Below are 17920 nucleotides of genomic sequence, written 5' to 3' on the forward strand. Positions count from 1 at the left end.
GCAGGGCGTTGCGTTGGCGGTGGGTGGTTGGGGCGGCCAGCCCAGGCGAGGCCTCCGCGGTCCTGAGGGGCACGACCCTGCGGTGAATCGATGAGCATCCTGGATCGAGTTGGAGGCTGGGTGTTTTCGCTGCGTGATCGTGTTCGCATTTGTAGTCTTCGGCGGCGGGGACTGGTTTTCGGCGAGGGGCTCATGCTGGAGCGCGGTGTCGAGATTACGCATCCTGAGCGGACGCGGTTTGGCGAGCAGGTTCACGTAGGGCGAGACTGTTACGTGAGCGTCTGGCCGGAGGGTGAGCTTCTCGTGGGCAGCCGGACGTATCTGGGGCGGGGATCGATCATTCTGGCTCATCGATCGGTTTGCATCGGCGATGACTGTCTGATCGCGCCGGGCTGTCACATTACCGACGTCAATCATGGCATTGCGGCGGGGCGGCTCATTCGTGATCAGGCTCTGGAGTCTGAGGCCGTGCGGATCGGCCGTGATGTGTGGATCGGAGCGGGGTGTTCGGTGCTGCCGGGGGTGACGATTGGCGACGGGGCGGTCATTGGAGCACGAGCGGTGGTGACCCGAGACGTTCCTGAGAACGCGATTGTGGCGGGTGTTCCGGCCCGGGTGATCGGCTGCCGCAAGGTGCCGGGCGACGGGGGGCAGGGGTGACGGAGGGCGGCCCTGCAGTGGCGGGTTCTCCGGTCTCGAACTGACCATTCGCATGTTGAAGCGTGACATCAGTGCGACGTTCGTGGGCAATCTGGCCCTGATCGTGATCATGCTGGGGACGGCGACGGTCACGTCGCGGACGCTCGGTCCGGCTGGCCGGGGCCTGCTGGCCATGGCCTTCCTGATTCCGACGATCACGAGCACGTTCGCCTTGTTGGGGCAGGAGGTGGTTAACAACACGTTTGCCGGCTTGTACAGAGAGGCCAGAACGGTCCTTTTCTTTCACTCTCTGGTCTTCACGGCTGTCGGTGCCGTCGTCAGTTCGCTGGTCATAGGAGCCTATTTCTGGTGGCTGCCCGTTCCCCGCGGGAAGTTCGCCCTGCTGGATCAGCCGATCATCTGGGCCATGTGCTTCATCGCCCCGATCACCATGTTCAATACGCTCATGTTCGGCCTGCTTCGCGGTTCGGGAAGGGTGGTGACCGCGGCGATGTTGCGGATCGTCAACGGACTGGTGCTGCTGGTGCTCCTCTTCCTGTTCCTGGTGATTCTGCGGTACGGTGTTCTGGCGGCGGTCTGGGTGAACGTGGCGGCGTCGCTCATGGGTGGTGGCCTGACGGTGTTTTGCCTGCGGAAGGACATTGACTGGCGGAGCCGGTGGTGGGACCGCGAGATGCTGGTGAAGAGCCTCCGTTTCGGCTGGCCCATCTGTCTGGCCACGTTTGCCGGCTTTCTCGTTTACCGGATCGACCAGGGCATTCAGGGATACATGGTTGATGAGTTTCAACTGGGGCTCTACACCCAGGCTGTCGGCGTAGCCGAGCATCTGAAGGTGCTGCCGAGTTCGATCTCGACGGCGTTCTTGCCTCGGCTGGCCAACGAGTTGGAGACGCGCCGCGAACAGGTTCCCGCGGTGTTTCGGATGACGGTGATTGCCTCGGCTGCGGCGATGGTCGGGACCGCGCTCGTGGGCGCTCCAGGAATCGTTTTGCTGTTCGGCTGGGAGTTCCTGGGATCGATACCTCCGTTTCTACTTCTTCTGCCAGGCGTAGCCATTTTGGGTGGGGCATCGATACTCGCGAGCGATCTGCTCACGCGGCAGAAGCCCGGGTACAACATGACCGTTGCCTGGGTGACGCTGGCGGTGAGCGTGGCGCTCAATCTCTCGCTGATACCGGTTTTAGGAATCTGCGGATCGGCGATCGCCGCGAGTCTCAGTTATCTCGTTGCTCTGGTGTTGTGGATCAAGTTTTACGTTCGGGAGTCGGGCCGGGCGATGCATGAACTGCGGCCCAGGCGAGCGGATCTGGTGCTGGTGTGGCGGACGGGGTGGGAAGTCCTGGGCAAGTTGGCGAGTCGCATTAGGCGGCGTTCCGCGACCGCTGAAGCGTGATGGTGGACGGAGCGGTGTTTGTGGAAGCATGAACGCAAGTGGAAGTCGCACGAATTGGTGTCATGGGGTTCCCGTACTGGCGACGCGTGGCGACGGAGTTGCTGCGCCGGGCGGGGTTCACACCCGAGGAGGTGGTTCCGGCCGGTCGGGGTGGTCTGGTGAGGTGGCTGGGCGGCCGCACCTGGCGCCGGTTGGGGGCGATACACCATGTTGGTGGTCCGACGGTCTGGCGGACGGCGGCGGCGCTGCGGGCGACCGGTCGCCCGGTGGTCTGGCATTGGATTGGGAGCGACCTGCTTGCGTTCAAACGAAGTCGGGCGATCAGTCTGGATCGGGTGTTGGGCCGCCGGGCGGTGGGCCGGTGGGCTGCGGCCCATTGTGCGGACTCGCCGCAGCTGGCGGAGGAGCTGACCGCGGTAGGTGTTGCGGCTGCGGTTGTCCGGTTGCTGCCTGCGAAAACTGAGGCGACGGTAGCGGATCTGCCTGGTGAACCGGCGGTGCTGAGCTACTGGAGCGACGAGAAGTTCGCCTTCTACCAGGGACCACTGGTATTGGACCTGGCTCGGGCCTTCCCTGGGGTGAAGTTCCGGATTGTCGGAGCCGGCGGTCGCGGCGTGGATGCTCCGCCGAACGTCGAGTTTCTCGGTTTCCTGGGAGACATGGAAGAGGCTTACCGGGCCTCGACGGTTTTGATTCGCATGCCTCTTCACGACAGTCTGTCGGCCATGGTTCTCGAGATGCTGGCGCGCGGTCGGTACGTGATCTACAACCAGCCGCTGGAGTGCTGCCATCGGGCCGGCTCTGCCGAGGAAGCGAAGGCGTCGCTGGGCGAGATCCTGGAGCGGCGAGAGCCCAACCTGGCCGGTGCGGCCATGGTGCGGGAGTGTTTCTCGCTCGACGTTGAAGCGGCCAAGCTCAGGTCGCTCTACGCGAAGATCCTGAGGTGAGATTGGGTGGACGTGATCCGGGAGTCGGGTTCGTGATTCACAGCCGGGGGCGGCGGGAGACGAGAGGCGGGCACGGATGGTGAGTTCTGCGACTGCCGAGGAGACTCGGGCTGTGCTCATGTTGTCCCAGGCGTTCCCTCCCCGGCAGGCGGCGGGCACGTTTCGGGTGATTCGGTTCACCCGTTTTCTCCCCGAGCTGGGATGGAAGTGCGTGGTGGTGACGCCCCGGGTCCAGTGCCATCCGGGACTCGATGAGACGCTTGTCGAGCAGATCGATCCGGCCACGGAGGTGGTGCGATTTGGCTGTGGTGATCCGGCCGAGCACCTTCGTCGATGGGTCACGCTGCGCCGAGACCTGGTGGGCCGGCTGACGCGTAAGCCGGCGAGAGTCCTGTCGCGCCTGATGGACAAGGTCCTGTTGCCGGACACCCGGGTCCTGGGTACGAGGAGGCTGTTTCGAGCGTGTACTCGGGTGTTTGCACGCCGGCGGGTCGACGTGGTCTGGATCACCGGTCCGCCGTTCAGCTATTTCCGGATCGTGCCGAGGCTGAAGAAGGCCTTTGGCGTTCCGGTTGTTCTCGATCTTCGTGATCCGTGGACGACTGGTGATCTGCGGTATCAGGGGCGTGACCGGTGGCGGCTCAAGCATGAGAGGCGGATGGAGGGCGAGGCTTTTGCGTTGGCCGACCGCGTCGTGCTCAACTCCGAGCTCTGTCATCGGGCGTATTGTCGTCTCTATCCCGACTTGCCGGCGGACCGTTGGGCGGTGTTGACCAACGGGTATGATCCGGAGGAGTTCGTGGACGTGCTGCCGGAGCCGTTTGACCGGATGGTTCTGGTTCACGGTGGCCTGAGCGGCGGGAACCGGACGGCCCGATGGCTCATTCAGGCGATGGGTATTCTGTGCAAGGCTGGGGTGCTTTCTCCGGCGAGTTTCCGGTACGTCAGTTACGGTTCGGGCGGCCCGGAGGAGCACGAGGCCGCGGTGGCGGGGGGGGTCGCGGACATGGTTGAGTTTCGGGGTTCGCGGAGCCACAAGGAAGTGCTTTCCGCGGTCAAGGGGGCCGGGGCGTTGCTGCTGATCGTGGGGTCGGGGCACGAGACGAGCATTCCGGGTAAACTCTATGAGTACTTGGGTGCAGGGCGGCCGGTCATCATGGCCGGGGCGCCTGATTGCGCTGCGGCCGATGTGATCCGTGAGACCGGCGTAGGGCGCGTTGTGGCCTTGAATGATGTCGAGGGTCTGGCCGACTGTCTTCGTGATCTGGTCTTGGGTCGTCTGGCGTCCCACCGTGACGAGGGGCGGGTCCGGGCGTACGAATCCCGCTCGATCAGCCGCAGGTTGGCCGACCTGCTCAGGTCGGTGATGGATGGTCCCGCCTAGTGAAGGAGTCGCATGGTGTCTCAGATAACCGCTGATCCGAGTCTTCTCCAGGGGGGATACCCGCAGGAGGTGCAGGAGGGTGCAAGCGCCCATAGCCCACCGGCGGGCGTTCGGGGTCCGATGCTCGCGATTATCTTCTTCTGCACCGGCCTGATCAGTTACTGGGGCAACGCGTCGATTGCGACCCAGCTGGGGTATCTTTCGCAGGGCATTGTCGGCCTGCTGGGGGTGATGATCGTGATCTCGATCTTCGCCAGCCGCGTTCCGGTGGTATTCACCCGGGAGATGCTGATGGCCAGCGGTTTCTGCGCGTGGGCCCTGCTGGGCTATCCCGGTGCCTCACAGCATCAGGTTGCCTCGGACGGCCTGAAGACGCTGCTCAAATTGCTGCCGATGGCCTTCGTGGTGGCCAACGCGGTGAACGGGCGGCGGGCGTTTCTGTGGCTGGTGGCCGCAGTCGTAGTGACCACCATTGCAGCCTCGCTGGGTGGAGCTTCAGGTCTGGCTCGAGGGGTGGAGGTGGCCACGGATGCGGGTGGAAGGGAACAGCGTATTCAGGGGCTCTTTGGCAACCCGAACGGTCTTGGGAAGCTGTGTTGCCTGGCCCTGTGGGCGGGTGCTTCTCTCCTCCTGATCAGTCGGGGCAAGCTGGCCAAAGCTGCACTCATCGGGGGCCTGGGCTTCATCGTGGTGACCATCGGCCTGACCGGCTCAAGGCAGGCCATGATCGGCCTTTTCCTCCTCATTGTGGCCCTGTACTGGTACGTTCTCCGCAGGACCAGCACGCGGGCGGGCGGCAAGGTCGTCTGGGCGATCGTGATTGGCGGCGTGCTGGCCGCGGCGATTCTGTACATGTCGACGACGCCGTTCTGGAAGCGGATGGAGACCATGTTGGGTACTGCGTCCAGCAGCCGGATGGAATCCAGCGCCGGTGCCCGTGCGGCGTTCATGCGGAAGTCGCTCGAAGTGGCCCTGCATAATCCGATGCTGGGCGTGGGGTATGATTGTGTGTCTTACGAACTTGGTCGTCTGGGCGGCTCGAGCCTGAGAAGCCCGCACAACACCTTTCTTGGGCTTGCGGCCAACACGGGCTTCATCGGCTGGGGTCTGTTCTATGGAGGGTGGGCGTTCCTGCTGCTGCGGATTCGATCGGTGAGCAGGCTGCCGCTGCCAAGAACGGACTTTGTCCTGGTGAGGTGTCTGTGTCTTCTCCAGGTGTTGCTGCTCTTCTGGGGAGTGGCGGCCACGCTGGTGAACTACAAGCTTTTCTGGGTCGTGAGTGCCGCGTCTCTGGGATACCTTGTTTGGCTTGAGCGGACTTATCGTCCATGGGTTCAGGAGACATACGAAGCGCCGGTTTACACACCGGTTCCGGCGTACTGACCTGTGGGAGCCTCGTCTAGAGATGGCGATCGGCCCAGCCGCAAGGAGCTTTCGCTAATGGCGGACCCTCCGCATGACTCTGCCAGCGTTCTGCCTGAGGCGGCCTTCGGCGGCACCTGCTGCGTGATCTCGCACAAGCAGTTTTACCGGGTCGACGGGCAGTACTGTACGACGGGCGGTTTTGGCCGGTACATCGAGGTGCTGGCTCAGCTGTTCGACCGGGTGATCGTGGCTGTTCCCGTTCGTCACCAGATGCCCGCGGACGGCGTAACGCCCTTGAGGGTGGCGCGAGCCCAGGTGGCTGAACTGCCCACCTACAGGCAACGATACACTTTTCAGTCGCTGCTACACCCCATCGGTTACTCGATGCCGCTTCTGGCGGTGATCCGAAGGGCGGACATTGTTCACCTCATGTTCCCCGGTTACCTCCAGGTTTTCGGTTTCTTTCTTGCCCGGCTGCTGAGGAAGCCGGTCTTCTGCTCAATGGTGGGCGACTGGGAGGCTCTGTTTGGGGTCACTCGAGTGGCCGAGCGTCATCCCCGGCTGGTTCGCGGTTTTGTGATGGCTCACCGCCCGTTGCTCCGCTGGATTCTCAGCAGCGATCTGGTGTTTGCCTATGGCCGCAAGCTGGCCGAATCCTACCAGGGACGTGGCAGGAATGTCGTGTTGGGCGAGGACAGTACTTTCCGCGAGGATGATATCCGCCCGGAGGAGACGCTGGGCCCGTTGCCGGCATCCCCTCGACTGCTGTTTGTGGGTCGGCTGGACTATCTGAAGGGCATCGCGGTCTTGTTGCGTGCCCTGGCCTTGCTGCGAGGCGAGGGTTTGACGCCGGTATTGACCCTGGTCGGGGAGGGGCCGAACCGCGCCGAGTTCGAGGTGTTGGGCCAGGAGTTAGGCGTGGCGAATGCCGTCACCTTCCGCGGGTATGTGCCGATGGGCGAGCAGCTCTGGCGCGTGTATCGCGAGCATGATCTTTTCGTGCTCCCCAGTTTCACGGAGGGGATACCGAAGGTCGTCATTGAGGCCCTGGCCAACGGATTGCCGATCGTTGCCACGCGGGTTGGCGGGATTCCGGACCTTGTCCCGCCGGAGACCGGCATCCTGGTGCCACCGAAGCAGGTGGAGCCGCTGGCCGACGCCATCCGACGGATCTTGACTGATGATGCGTTCCGACAGGGCCTGGCCAGGTCCGGTCTGCGCTGGGCTCGCGGGAAGACGATGGAGGCTCAGGCTCGCTATCTGGAAGGTCATCTCCGCCGGAGTTTCCCGGGTCTCACCAGGGCCTTGAAGTCGCGGCGGGCGGTGAGGGGGGAGTCGGTGGTCGAGTCGAGAGGGGCTTGAGCCTTCTTGGCGTCATCGCCAGGCGAGTCATGGGGAATGGGTCTGCCCATGAGCAGGATCCGGGTTCTTCACATCATCGGCCAGATTCGACGCGGCGGTTGCGAATCGCAGCTGCTGGGTCTGTGCGAACGTCTTGACAAGGCTCGCTTCGATCTCTCGGTATGCTGGTTTGTCCGGATGGACGAGGAGCTCGACGAGGAGTTTGCGCGAGCGGGAGTGCAGCCCATCTTCCTTGATAAGAGGGCCGGGTCTTTGTGGCAGTTTTTCCGGCGGCTCAGGCGCGTGATCAAGGAGACCTCACCGGACATCGTGCACACCTGGTTGTTCTCCGCCAACTTCTGGGGACGGTTTGCGGCGATGAGCTGCCGTGTTCCGCGCATCGTGGCGAGTGACCGGTGCGAGGTCGCGATGGACAATACGGTTGTGCGCATCGCCGAGCGCTTGCTGGCGTCTCGAACCACGCGACTGGCCAACAGCCTGGCGGTGGCGCGGTCGCTGGAGGAGCATTTTGGCCTGCCCGTCGTTTGCACGCGGGTCATCTACAATGCCGTTCAGGTACCGTTGCCGGAGCGAGAGCAGGCTCGGCGGGAGATACGGGACGAACTCGGTCTCCCCCCGGACAGCCAGCTTGTGCTGATGGTGGGGCGTTGTACCTGGCCGAAGAACTACCTGATGTTCATCCGGGTTGGCCAGCTGGTGTGCGGCCGGTTCGAGCGGGCGTACTTTTTGGCTGCGGGGGGCGGGCCCGAGGAGGCGTCGCTCCGCGGGCAGGTTCAGCGCGAGGGCTGGGAGCGCCGGATCCGTTTTCTCGGAGAGCGGCCGGACATCGCGAGGCTCCTTGCGGCGGCGGATGTGTTTGCCTTCACTTCCGACTCCGAAGGGCTGCCTAATGCGGTGCTGGAGGCGATGGCGGCCGGTTTGCCGGTGGTCTGCACGGAGTTCGCGTCGGCGGGCGAGGTGATTCTGGGCCCGGAACACGCCGTGCTCGTTCCCTGCGGCGACGTGGACAAGATGGTGGATGCGGTCGGCAGGCTGCTTGCCGCTCCGGAGCATTGTCGGGATCTGGGGGCCGCCGCCCGGGACCACGTGGCGGCACGCTTCAGCTGGGAAAGAGTGGTTGGGGAGACCGCATCCGTCTATGAGGAGTTGATGAGCTCTTCCTTGGGTCGATGAGGCGAGAGGATTGGCATGTGTGGAATCTGCGGCATCGTGGACTTCAGTGATCGGCCGATCAGCGGCGAGCTCGTTGACCGGATGCGCGACATGATGCTGCCTCGCGGGCCGGACGACGCCGGGACGGTCGTTCTGCCGCACGCAGGGTTGGGGCATCGCCGCCTGAGCATCATCGACCTGTCGCCTCGCGGTCATCAACCGATGGCCAACGAAGATCAGACTCTCTGGATGGTTTTCAACGGAGAGGTCTACAACTTCCAGGAGCTGCGACCGGAGTTGGAGTCGGCCGGCCACCGGTTCGCATCGGACACGGATTCGGAAGTGCTCATTCACGGCTATGAGCAGTGGGGGATTGAGCGCCTGCTGACGCGGGTCAACGGGATGTTCGGTCTGGCGTTGTGGGATGGGCGGCGCGAGGAGCTCCACCTGGCCCGGGACCGGTTGGGGAAGAAGCCGGTGTACTACGGCTGGCATGAAGGCCGATTCCTTTTTGGCTCGGACATCAAGTCGATCTGGAGCGTTGCCCCTTCCGGTTGGCAACCGCGCATGGAGGCCATCGCGCGGTATCTCTACTGGCGGTTCGTGCCCGGCCGCGAGGCGGCGTTCAAGGACGTGTACCAGCTGCTTCCCGCGCACTATCTCACCTTGACGCGTGCCGGGTGGGTGGAGCGGCGGTACTGGCATCTGTCCTTCGCCGACAAGGTACGGGACTCGTTCTCGGACATCATGGAGCGGACCTCGGAACTGGTTTTCGGCGCGGTCCGGCGCCGCCTGGTCAGCGATGTGCCGCTGGGTGCCTTCCTGAGCGGCGGCGTGGACAGCAGTTACATCGTAAGTCTGATGGCCGAGGCCAGTCCGGGTCGGGTGCGCACGTTCGCCATCGGCACCGAGGATCCCGATCACGATGAGCGAGCGTTTGCCCGGATCGTAGCCGGTCGGTGGAATACGGATCATACCGAGTTCCAGGTCTCTCCGGACGCCTGGTCGCTGCTGCCCCGGCTGGTGTGGTCGTTTGGGCAGCCATTCGGAGACGCGTCAGCCATTCCGACCTACTACGTGGCTCATTGTGCCCGGCAGCACGTGAGCGTGGCGCTGACCGGTGACGGAGGGGACGAGTCCTTCGCAGGTTACAGCCAGCACCACGGGTACTACCTGGCCCATCTGGTCGGGTGGTGTCTCCCCGACGCGCTGCTCAATCGGGTCTACTCTCTGGTCAGGGGGTACATGTACTCGGAATCGCGTGCTCCGGCGGCCATGGCGGCCCGTTTTCTGCGTTACGCTCATTCCGACCCGCTCGTGGCCTGGGGTGGGGTGAGCAGCTGGGCCCTGCACCATCTTGACCGGATCTGGGCGGGGGCTGCGAGACCGCTTGCCACTCGTGAGAACCTTCTGGCTTACACGCAGGAGGTCATGAAAGGCTATGATGGGGACAGTGCCCTGGATCGGGCCCTCTTCGACGACCTGCACGTGCTCCTTCCCTTCTGCTACAACGTCAAAGTTGACGTCGCCACGATGATGAGTTCGCTTGAAGCCCGATCGCCTTTCCAGGATCAGCTGGTGGTGGAGTGGGCGGCCCGCCTCAAGCCGGGGGTCAAGCTGCGGCCGTGGGAGAGGAAGTACCTGTTGAAGCGACTGGCGGCCAGACGGGTACCGAAGGAAGTCGTCTTCCGCCGCAAGCACGGCTTCTCGATTCCGATCGACGGGTGGTTTGAAGGGGCCTGGGCCAGGCGGGCCCACGAGATCATCCTCGGCAAGACCGCCCGTGAGCGGGGTTTGTTCGACTATGGCTATGTCGCCCGGCTGTGGGAGGAGCATCAATCGCACGTGGCGTGCCACGGCACTCGTTTCTGGCTGCTGCTGTGGCTGGAGTTATGGTTCCGGATGTTCGTCGATCGAACGATGGGGCCCGACGACTCGCTGGATTCGTTGGTGTGAGCGCCGGTGCGGCCTCGATCCAACCGGTCGATCGGGCAATCGATGGTCGTGGCCGTTTTGATCTCATGCGGAAGATTCGCATCCTCCACGTCATCGGTCAGCTTCGGCGGGGGGGCTGTGAGCTTCAGCTTTTGGGGCTCTGTCGGCGGCTGGATCGGGCACGTTTCGACTCGGCGATCTGCTGGTATGTTCGGCAGGCCGATGAGCTGGAGGAGGACTTTCGCCGCGCGGGTGTGTGGACGCATTTTTTCAGCAAGCCGTCCATGTCCGTGTGGCGTTTCTTTGAGCGGCTTCGCGGCGTGGTCAAGGAGGTTGAGCCGGACATCATCCATACCTGGATGTACTCGGCCAACTTCTGGGGGCGCCTGGCCGCTGTGACCTGCGGCGTGTCCGGCATCATCGCGAGCGAGCGGGGCGAAGTGCGTATGACCGGTCTCATCGATCGCGCTTCGGAGTGGTTCTTCAGGAGGCGCACGCTGCGGCTGGCCAACAGCCGGTTCATCGCCTCCTCGCTGGAGCGGCACTTCGGGTTGCCTGCGGAGCAGACGCGGATTGTCCACAACGCCGTGGGTTTCGAGCTTCCTAACCGTGAAGAGGCCAGATCATCGCTTCGTCGGGAACTGGGTCTCGCCGCCGACACCCCGGTCGTGTTGACCGTGGGGCGTCTCGGTTTTCCGAAGAACTACCCGATGCTGGTTCGCGTAGTCGGGCGGCTGGAGCGGAGCGAGTCAGACGCGGTTGTCGCGGTGGTGGGTACCGGTCCGGACGAGGACGTGCTCAAGCGGCGGGTGCGTGACGCGGGACTGGATTCACGGATGCGTTTCCTCGGGTTTCGCGGCGATGTCCCCTCGCTCCTGGCCGGGGCTGATATCTTCTGCTTCACGTCGGACTCGGAAGGCTTTCCGAATGCGGTGCTCGAGGCGATGCTGGCCGGGTTGCCGGTGGTCTGCACGGATTTTCCCTCGGCCCGGGAGATGATCTTCGACCCGCGGGCTGGCATCCTGGTATCGTGCGACGACGACGCGGGCATGGCCGAGGCGATCGGCGATCTCCTGGCTCGGCCGGAGCGCCGCCGAGACATTGGGATGGCCGCCCGGGTGCATGTTCAGCGGCATTTCTCATGGGACCGTCTGGTGGAGACGATGTCCGAGATCTATGAGGAGCTAGCTGGGCGGAAGGGCTTGGAGGATCGTGTTCCGGTCGAGGAGGGCTCAGGCCATCGATTGCCCCGCTGACCGGAAACGGGTGTGGATCGTCAACCCGTTTGACCCGCTGCCTGGTGATCCCGAGCCGCCTGGCCGGTATGCGTCGCTGGCTCGTGTGCTGCGTGATGCCGGGTACGTGGTGACCTGGTGGACGGCGTCGTTCTCACATCGGTACAAGCGTCGGCTCGATCAGGAGCCGCTGCTGGACGCCTGCCGTCGCGAGGGGATCGAGGTTTGTTTCGTTGAAACGCCGCCGTATGAGCGGAACGTGAGCCTGAGCCGTTTTCGGTCGCACCGGGCCTTCGCGGATGGTTTTGCCCGGGCGTCCTTGGCGTTTGCGGCTCCGGTGGTCATCGTAGCCAGCAACCCGCCGATGGAGTCGGCCGCGGCGGCGGGGCGAGTGGCCCGTGATCTTGGTGCCCGGCTGATCGTGGATGTTCAGGACATTTGGATTGAGACCAGCCGGCGTTTCCTTCCGTTCCTCATCCGGTGGGCCTGGCCGCTGCTATTCCGGCCGTGGATTCGGGCCAATCGGGAGGCTTTTGCCGCCGCGGATGCGGTGGTGGGCGTAGCCCGGGACTACGCGGACCAGGCCATTCGGTACGGCAGCGGGGCTTGTCGGCGGGAGGTCATCCCGCTGGGCATTGATCTGGCCGCCTTTGATGTGGCGGCCGCATCCGGCCGGTCTTTGCTGCCTGCCCGGTCGGAAGGCCAGGTTCGGGTCATTTACAGTGGTAGTCTCTCGCGGAACTACGACGTATTGACCGCAGCGCGGGCGGCTCGGAGGGTAGTCGCCGCCCATCCCCATCTGGAGGTCATCTTCAACGGGCGTGGCGAGTTGGTTCCCGAGCTGCGGCAGATGATCGCGGGCGTGCCGGGCATTCGACTTTTCGACTTTGTCGGTGCGGCGGACTGGGCGGCGACGGTGAAGGAGTGCGACATCGGCTGGAATGCCGTCCGGCCGGAATCCAGGATTCTCTTTCCCAACAAAGTGTTCGGCTACTGGGCGGCCGGGTTGGCCATCCTGAACACGATTCCGGGCGAGTGTGCCGAGTGGATTGCCAGGACCGAAACCGGCGTGACCTACGCGGCGGGTGACGAGGAGGGGGCGTGTCGGGCGCTGACCGAGCTGGCCGCGGACCCGGCGAGGCTGGCTTCGATGCGTGCGGCGGCACGGGCGTCGGCTGTCGACCTCTGGGATCGGAAGTATCTCTACCGGGCGTATCTGAGCCTGGTGGAGAGTCTGGCAGATCCGGAGCGGCCATGTTGAGATATGGGTTGGGGGACGGCGGGCTCGAGACTTGGTTTTCGGATCTGGAAGGCGGATCGCGTGCGTCTTCTGATCGTATCCCATAGCGTCAACCCGTGGACGCCTCACTACGCGCGGTACTTCGCTGCCCGGGGAGACAAGACCCTGGTGGTCAGCTTCAGTCCGGAGCCGATCGAGGGTATCGACATGGAGTTCATTGGCGTGGACCCCTGGGACAAGCACGCCAACAAGCATCTCTATGTCACGCGCGTGCCGAGGCTGCGGCGGATCATCAGGCGTTTCAGGCCGGATCTGGTCTACGCCCCGTTCATCGCCTCGAACGGTCTGACTGCCGTGCTGGCCTGGAAAGGTCCGACGGTGACCTCCGGGCGGGGTGGCGACGTGCTCGAACAGGAGCGTCGTGTCGGTTGGCGGCGGGGCATGCGGGAGAAACTGATCCGGTTTGTCTGTGACCGCTGCGTGATGATTCACACGGTCTCGCAGGAGATCGAAAACGAGCTACTCCGGTTGGGTGTACATGCCAGCAAGATATTCCAGATACCAGTTGGCATCGATTCGCAGCGATTCATGCCGGCGGCGGAGATGCCGCGTCATCCGGCCACCCGGCTGATTTGTGTACGCAAACACGAGGGGATCTACGACAACATCACGGTCATCGAAGCCCTGGGCCGTCTGAGGGCGGCCGGCCGGGAGTTCACCGGGGTGATGGCGAGCACGGGCACGCTGTGGGCGGCGCACAAGAGGCGTGCGGAGGAGCTTGGCCTTCTCGATCGGGTGAGGTTCACCGGCGAAGTCCCGCACGAGCAGGTTCCCGAGCTTCTTCGCCAGGCGGACATCTATGTTTCCGCGACGCTGAGCGACGGCACGAGTTCGGCGCTGCTGGAGGCGATGTCGGTCGGGCTGCTTCCCGTTGTTTCGCGTATTCCGGCGAACACGCCGTGGGTGGAGCACGGCGTCACCGGACTGCTGTTCGACACTCAGCGGCCGGACATGCTGGCGGAGCTTCTCGATCGGGCGATCGAGGATCAGGAGCTGCAGCGCAGGGCGTTCGAGGAGAATCGCAGGCTGGTCTGCGAGCGAGCCGACCAGCAAGTCAACATGAAGCGGCTGGCGGACAAGCTGGAGAGCGCGGCCATGGGCGAAGGAGGGGGAGGGTGAAGATCTCGCGCGCGGTCAGGCTTGCCGCCTACTACTGTTTTGCCCGGTTTCTTCCTTCCTCCAATCACTTTGGTGGTCGAGGGATCCGTGTTCTCCGCCGGTGGATCTGCCGGGGTCTCTTCAAGCGGGCGGGGCTAGAGATCAATGTGGAGCAGGGGGCCTATTTCGGCGACGGAAGCCAGCTCGAGATCGGCGACTACTCGGGCATCGGGGTCAATGCCCTGGTGATTGGCCCAGTGGCCATCGGGAAGGGTGTGATGATGGCTTCCGACGTAGTGATTCTGACCTCGAATCACAGGTTTGACCGCACCGACGTTCCCATGTGGCAGCAGGGCGACTATCCGGCGAAACCGGTGGTCATTGAGGATGACGTGTGGATTGGCATACGGGCCATTATCCTGCCCGGGGTGAAAATAGGCCGCGGGGCGATCATTGCGGCCGGTGCCGTGGTTACCAAGGATGTCCCCGAGTATGCGATCGTCGGCGGGTCGCCCGCCAGGGTGATTCGCCGTCGCACTCCCTGCTCGGATCCGTCGAGCGCGCCGGGGCGGTGACGCGGGTGGAGCTGTCATGCGTTTACTGATGGTGGCCCACAGCGATGCCCCCTGGACGCCGCACTACGCGCGCTATTTCAAGGCGCGTGGGGACGAGGTCCTGGTGGTGACGTTTGCGCCCAATGGGATTGAGGGGATCGAGACGGTCTTCATGGGTGTCGAGCCGTTTGACTTCCGGAAGAACAAGCGGCTGTTTTTGACCCGCGTGCCGCGGGTGCGAAGGATCATCCGGGCGTTCAGGCCGGACCTGGTTTACGGGCCTTACCTGACCTCAAACGGGATGACGGCGGTGCTGTCCTCGCGGTATCCGGTCATTGTGGCCGCCCGTGGAGGTGACGTGTTTGAGCACGCCGGAAGTTCGGGGCCGAGGCAGTGGTTTCGTGAGGCGGTGGTGCGATTCGTCTGCTGGCGGGCGGCCATGGTCCACACCGTGTCCCAGGGATTGGACAACGAGCTGATGCGGCTGGGCGTGCCGGCCCGGAAGCTGTTCCGGATTCCGGTGGGGGTGAACGTTGAGCGGTTTCATCCCCGGGAGGAGGGGCCTCGGGCGGACGCCACCCGACTGGTTTGCGTTCGCCGGCACCAGCGGGTCTATGACATCCCGACGATCCTGCACGCCCTGGCCCGGTTGAGGTCGTCCGGCCGGTTGTTCACTTGCACGATGGCCGGCGGCGGCACCCGCCTCGAGATGCACAAGGCGCTGGCGGCGGAGCTGGGGTTGAGCGACGTGGTCACTTTTCTCGGTCACCAGCCGCATGATCGGTTGCCCGCGCTGTTTCGGGACTCCGACATTTACATCTCCGCGTCGCTGAGCGACGGCACGGCCTCGTCCCTGCTCGAAGCCATGGCGAGTGGCATACTTCCGGTCGTGTCGCGCATTCGGGCCAATGGGCCCTGGATCGAGCACGGGGTCAACGGTCTGCTTTTCGAGACCGGCCGGCCGGAGAGCCTGGCTGAGGTTCTAGCCACGGCGATGGCGGACGGCGATCTTCGTCGGCGGGCTTTCCTTGAGAACCCCCGCCGGGTGGACCGGGACGGCAACATGGCCAAGAACATGGATCGGCTGGCGGCCGTCTTCGAGGAGGTCGCGTTCCAGTCCCCGTGTCAGAGGAGATAGCCCTTGCGGATTCTCGAGGTCATTCTGTGGGTGCTGATCCTGTGTCCCATTTACACCATGGTCGTCTATCCCCTGCTGATGTACGTGCTCAGCAAGGTTTTCCCCCGCCGGTTTGTCCGGGAGCCGGTCACCCCCACCGTGACCCAGATCATCGCCGCGTTCAACGAGGAGAAGTCGATCGCCAGCAAGCTGGAGAATTCCCTCACCCTTGACTACCCGCGTGACAAGCTGGAGATTGTGGTGGTCTCGGACGCGTCCACCGACCGCACCGACGATATCGTTCGGGGTTTTGCGGAGCGCGGGGTCAAGCTTCTCCGGGTCGAGGGCAATCTTGGGAAGTCCGCGGCGCTCAACGTGGCCGCCGAGCGGGCTGGCGGTGATATCCTGGCGTTCTCGGATGCCACCGGGCACTGGAACGCGAAGTCCATTCGTAAGATGGCGGAGCACTATGCCGACCCGCGGGTTGGGTGTGTGGCCGGCTGGGTGGCGTACCGTTACGACCAGAGCCTGACCGCCCAGGGATTCAGCGTGTACCAGCGTTTCGTGACCAGTCTGCGCCGCGCGGAGGCCTCGTTCGGCTGCGGGATTGTTGCCCCTGGATCGATTCACTCGATCCGCAAGACCGTCTTCCGCCCGCTGCCGACGACCACGTCCGGTGACATGGCGGACCCGTTTCACGCCGCGCAGCAGGGGTTGAGGACCACGTTCGAGCCCGAAGCCGTGACCTGGGAGGAATCCCGCACCCAGGTGAAGGATGAATGGGAAGCCCGTGTGCGGATCTGCATGCGGGCGTTGGATTTCATGTTTTACGCTTTTCGTCGTTTTCCCGTTCTGCGTTCGCCTCTCTATTGTTTCCAGGTGATGTCGCACAAGTTCCTGAGGTGGCTGGTGGGGCCCTTGATGATTCCGATCCTGATCATCAACGCGATCCTGATCCCCTGTCACTGGGTGTACGCGATTCTGTTCTGCTTTCAGCTTGCCTATTACGGATTGACTCTGTTCGGGTACGTGTCCTCCAACCTGGGGATCCGGGTACCTGGTCTCGCAGGGCTCGTCTTCTACAACTCGGTGAACCTGGCCTACATTGTGGCGATGGTGAAGTATCTTCGAGGCGAGCGCGTCGCCCGATGGAAACCCTCGCGCTGACAAGGACCAGCCGATGCTCAGCAAGACACGCATTCTGGTCAAACATCTGCTTGTGCCGAATCCTGGCGGGGGGCAGGAGACGATCGAGGCCTACGAAAGGGCTTTTGCCGAACGGGTCGGCTCTGCTTGCTGCGCCGGCTTCTGGAAAGGGCGGGTGGCGTTCTTCGCCGTCCTCAAGGCCTTGGGCATCGGGCCGGGTGATGAAGTGGTCATGCCCGGCTACACCTGCGTGGCGGTGCCGGCCGCGGTGAGGTTTCTTGGCGCCGTGCCCGTCTTCGTGGACATCGAGCCCGGCTACTGCACGCTCGATCCGGATCTACTTGCCGCCGCGATCACGCCGCGCACCCGAGCCGTCCTGGTCCAGCACACGTACGGCTACCCGAGTGCGGGTCTGGATCGGGTCATGGGACTCTGTCGTTCCAGGAGTCTGCCGGTCATCGAGGATTGTTGCCATGCCCTGGGCACGCGTCTGGGCGGCCGTCACATGGGTACCTTTGGCGCAGCGGGTTTCTTCTCCACCCAGTGGAGCAAGCCGTACACCACCGGGCTGGGCGGTTTGCTGGTCTGTGGCGATCTAGACCTCTATGAGCGCGTGTGCCGGCTGCGTGACGCCGAGGCCGTTTCCCCGAGTCGGAGATCCGCCGCTCAGCTGGCCTTGCAGAACATCCTTCACGCTCTGCTGGTTTACCCGTGGACCACCGCCATCGCCCGTGAGGCGTATCGCTGGCTGACTCGCCGGGGCATCATCGCCGGTTCTACCGGGAAGGTCGAGAACCTGCACTGGAGTCCGGAGTACTTCAGACGGATGTGTGCCGTTCAGGCCGCTGCCGGGCTTCACGAGCTGGGCCGGATTGCGGAGACGCTTGAGCATCGCCGGAGGGTGACCGAATACTACCTGAACGCTCTGGCTGACGCGTGCTGGCAGATACCGCTTCCAGCTCACGACGCGGAAGTTGCCCTGCTGCGCGTGCCGGTGAGGGTGAGCAACAAGGACGAGATTCTGCGTATCGCCGACGCTCGCCGGGTGGAGATTGGTGACTGGTTCATACGCCCGCTCCACTCGCGACTGACCGCGCAGGAGGTGTTCGGCTACGTTCCCGGCCAGTGCCCGCAGGCCGAGAAAGCCGCCCGCGAAGTCATCAACCTGCCCAACCATTCGCGAGTCAGTCTGAGGTGCGCGAAACGCATCGTCGCATTCCTGCGTGAGACCTGTCGTCCCGCGTAGCCAACCACGGTGGAGGCGGTCCGGGC

15 protein-coding genes are annotated in these 17920 nt (G+C 64.0%); all 15 read left to right on the plus strand.

Going from position 1 to position 17920, the window contains the following annotated elements; genetic code table 11:
* Positions 1 to 321: 321 nt before the first annotated feature.
* The gene (locus tag KA354_01705) at positions 322 to 660 is read left to right on the plus strand and encodes an acyltransferase (protein MBP7933338.1); all 339 of its coding nucleotides are present in this window, start codon (positions 322 to 324) and stop codon (positions 658 to 660) included.
* 52 nt (positions 661 to 712) lie between these two features.
* Positions 713 to 2053: a flippase gene (locus KA354_01710; protein ID MBP7933339.1), complete on the plus strand. Its 1341-nt coding sequence runs from the start codon at positions 713 to 715 to the stop codon at positions 2051 to 2053.
* A 62-nt stretch (positions 2054 to 2115) separates the two neighbouring features.
* Positions 2116 to 3000: a glycosyltransferase gene (locus KA354_01715; protein MBP7933340.1), complete on the plus strand. Its 885-nt coding sequence runs from the start codon at positions 2116 to 2118 to the stop codon at positions 2998 to 3000.
* Between the two features lie 76 nt (positions 3001 to 3076).
* Entirely contained in the window at positions 3077 to 4384 is a 1308-nt protein-coding gene (locus KA354_01720) for a glycosyltransferase (protein ID MBP7933341.1), read from the plus strand.
* 12 nt (positions 4385 to 4396) lie between these two features.
* Positions 4397 to 5767 (plus strand): O-antigen ligase family protein, encoded by a 1371-nt coding sequence (locus tag KA354_01725; GenBank protein MBP7933342.1) that lies wholly within the window; start codon positions 4397 to 4399, stop codon positions 5765 to 5767.
* A gap of 57 nt (positions 5768 to 5824) precedes the next feature.
* Positions 5825 to 7111: a glycosyltransferase family 4 protein gene (locus KA354_01730; GenBank protein MBP7933343.1), complete on the plus strand. Its 1287-nt coding sequence runs from the start codon at positions 5825 to 5827 to the stop codon at positions 7109 to 7111.
* A gap of 48 nt (positions 7112 to 7159) precedes the next feature.
* Positions 7160 to 8284, plus strand: a complete 1125-nt coding sequence (locus KA354_01735; protein MBP7933344.1) for a glycosyltransferase — start codon at positions 7160 to 7162, stop codon at positions 8282 to 8284.
* A 15-nt stretch (positions 8285 to 8299) separates the two neighbouring features.
* Positions 8300 to 10219 carry an asparagine synthase (glutamine-hydrolyzing) gene (asnB, locus tag KA354_01740; protein MBP7933345.1) on the plus strand — a complete coding sequence of 640 codons (1920 nt, stop codon included), beginning with the start codon at positions 8300 to 8302 and terminating at the stop codon, positions 10217 to 10219.
* Positions 10216 to 11454, plus strand: coding sequence for a glycosyltransferase (locus tag KA354_01745; protein MBP7933346.1), 1239 nt, complete (start codon positions 10216 to 10218; stop codon positions 11452 to 11454). The genes asnB and KA354_01745 overlap by 4 nt, the downstream gene beginning before the upstream one ends.
* The gene (locus KA354_01750; GenBank protein MBP7933347.1) at positions 11411 to 12694 is read left to right on the plus strand and encodes a glycosyltransferase; all 1284 of its coding nucleotides are present in this window, start codon (positions 11411 to 11413) and stop codon (positions 12692 to 12694) included. Before KA354_01745 ends, KA354_01750 begins: the two co-directional genes overlap by 44 nt.
* A gap of 60 nt (positions 12695 to 12754) precedes the next feature.
* A complete protein-coding gene (locus KA354_01755) occupies positions 12755 to 13852 on the plus strand; it encodes a glycosyltransferase family 4 protein (protein ID MBP7933348.1) in 1098 nt (365 codons plus the stop codon).
* 257 nt (positions 13853 to 14109) lie between these two features.
* A complete protein-coding gene (locus KA354_01760; protein ID MBP7933349.1) occupies positions 14110 to 14406 on the plus strand; it encodes a hypothetical protein in 297 nt (98 codons plus the stop codon).
* Positions 14407 to 14422: 16 nt separating this feature from the next.
* The gene (locus tag KA354_01765) at positions 14423 to 15523 is read left to right on the plus strand and encodes a glycosyltransferase (GenBank protein MBP7933350.1); all 1101 of its coding nucleotides are present in this window, start codon (positions 14423 to 14425) and stop codon (positions 15521 to 15523) included.
* 3 nt (positions 15524 to 15526) lie between these two features.
* The gene (locus tag KA354_01770; protein ID MBP7933351.1) at positions 15527 to 16669 is read left to right on the plus strand and encodes a glycosyltransferase; all 1143 of its coding nucleotides are present in this window, start codon (positions 15527 to 15529) and stop codon (positions 16667 to 16669) included.
* A 13-nt stretch (positions 16670 to 16682) separates the two neighbouring features.
* A complete protein-coding gene (locus tag KA354_01775; protein MBP7933352.1) occupies positions 16683 to 17894 on the plus strand; it encodes a DegT/DnrJ/EryC1/StrS family aminotransferase in 1212 nt (403 codons plus the stop codon).
* The last annotated feature ends 26 nt before the right edge of the window (positions 17895 to 17920 follow it).

It is taken from the genome of Phycisphaerae bacterium (assembly GCA_018003015.1).
GTDB lineage: Bacteria > Planctomycetota > Phycisphaerae > UBA1845 > PWPN01 > JAGNEZ01.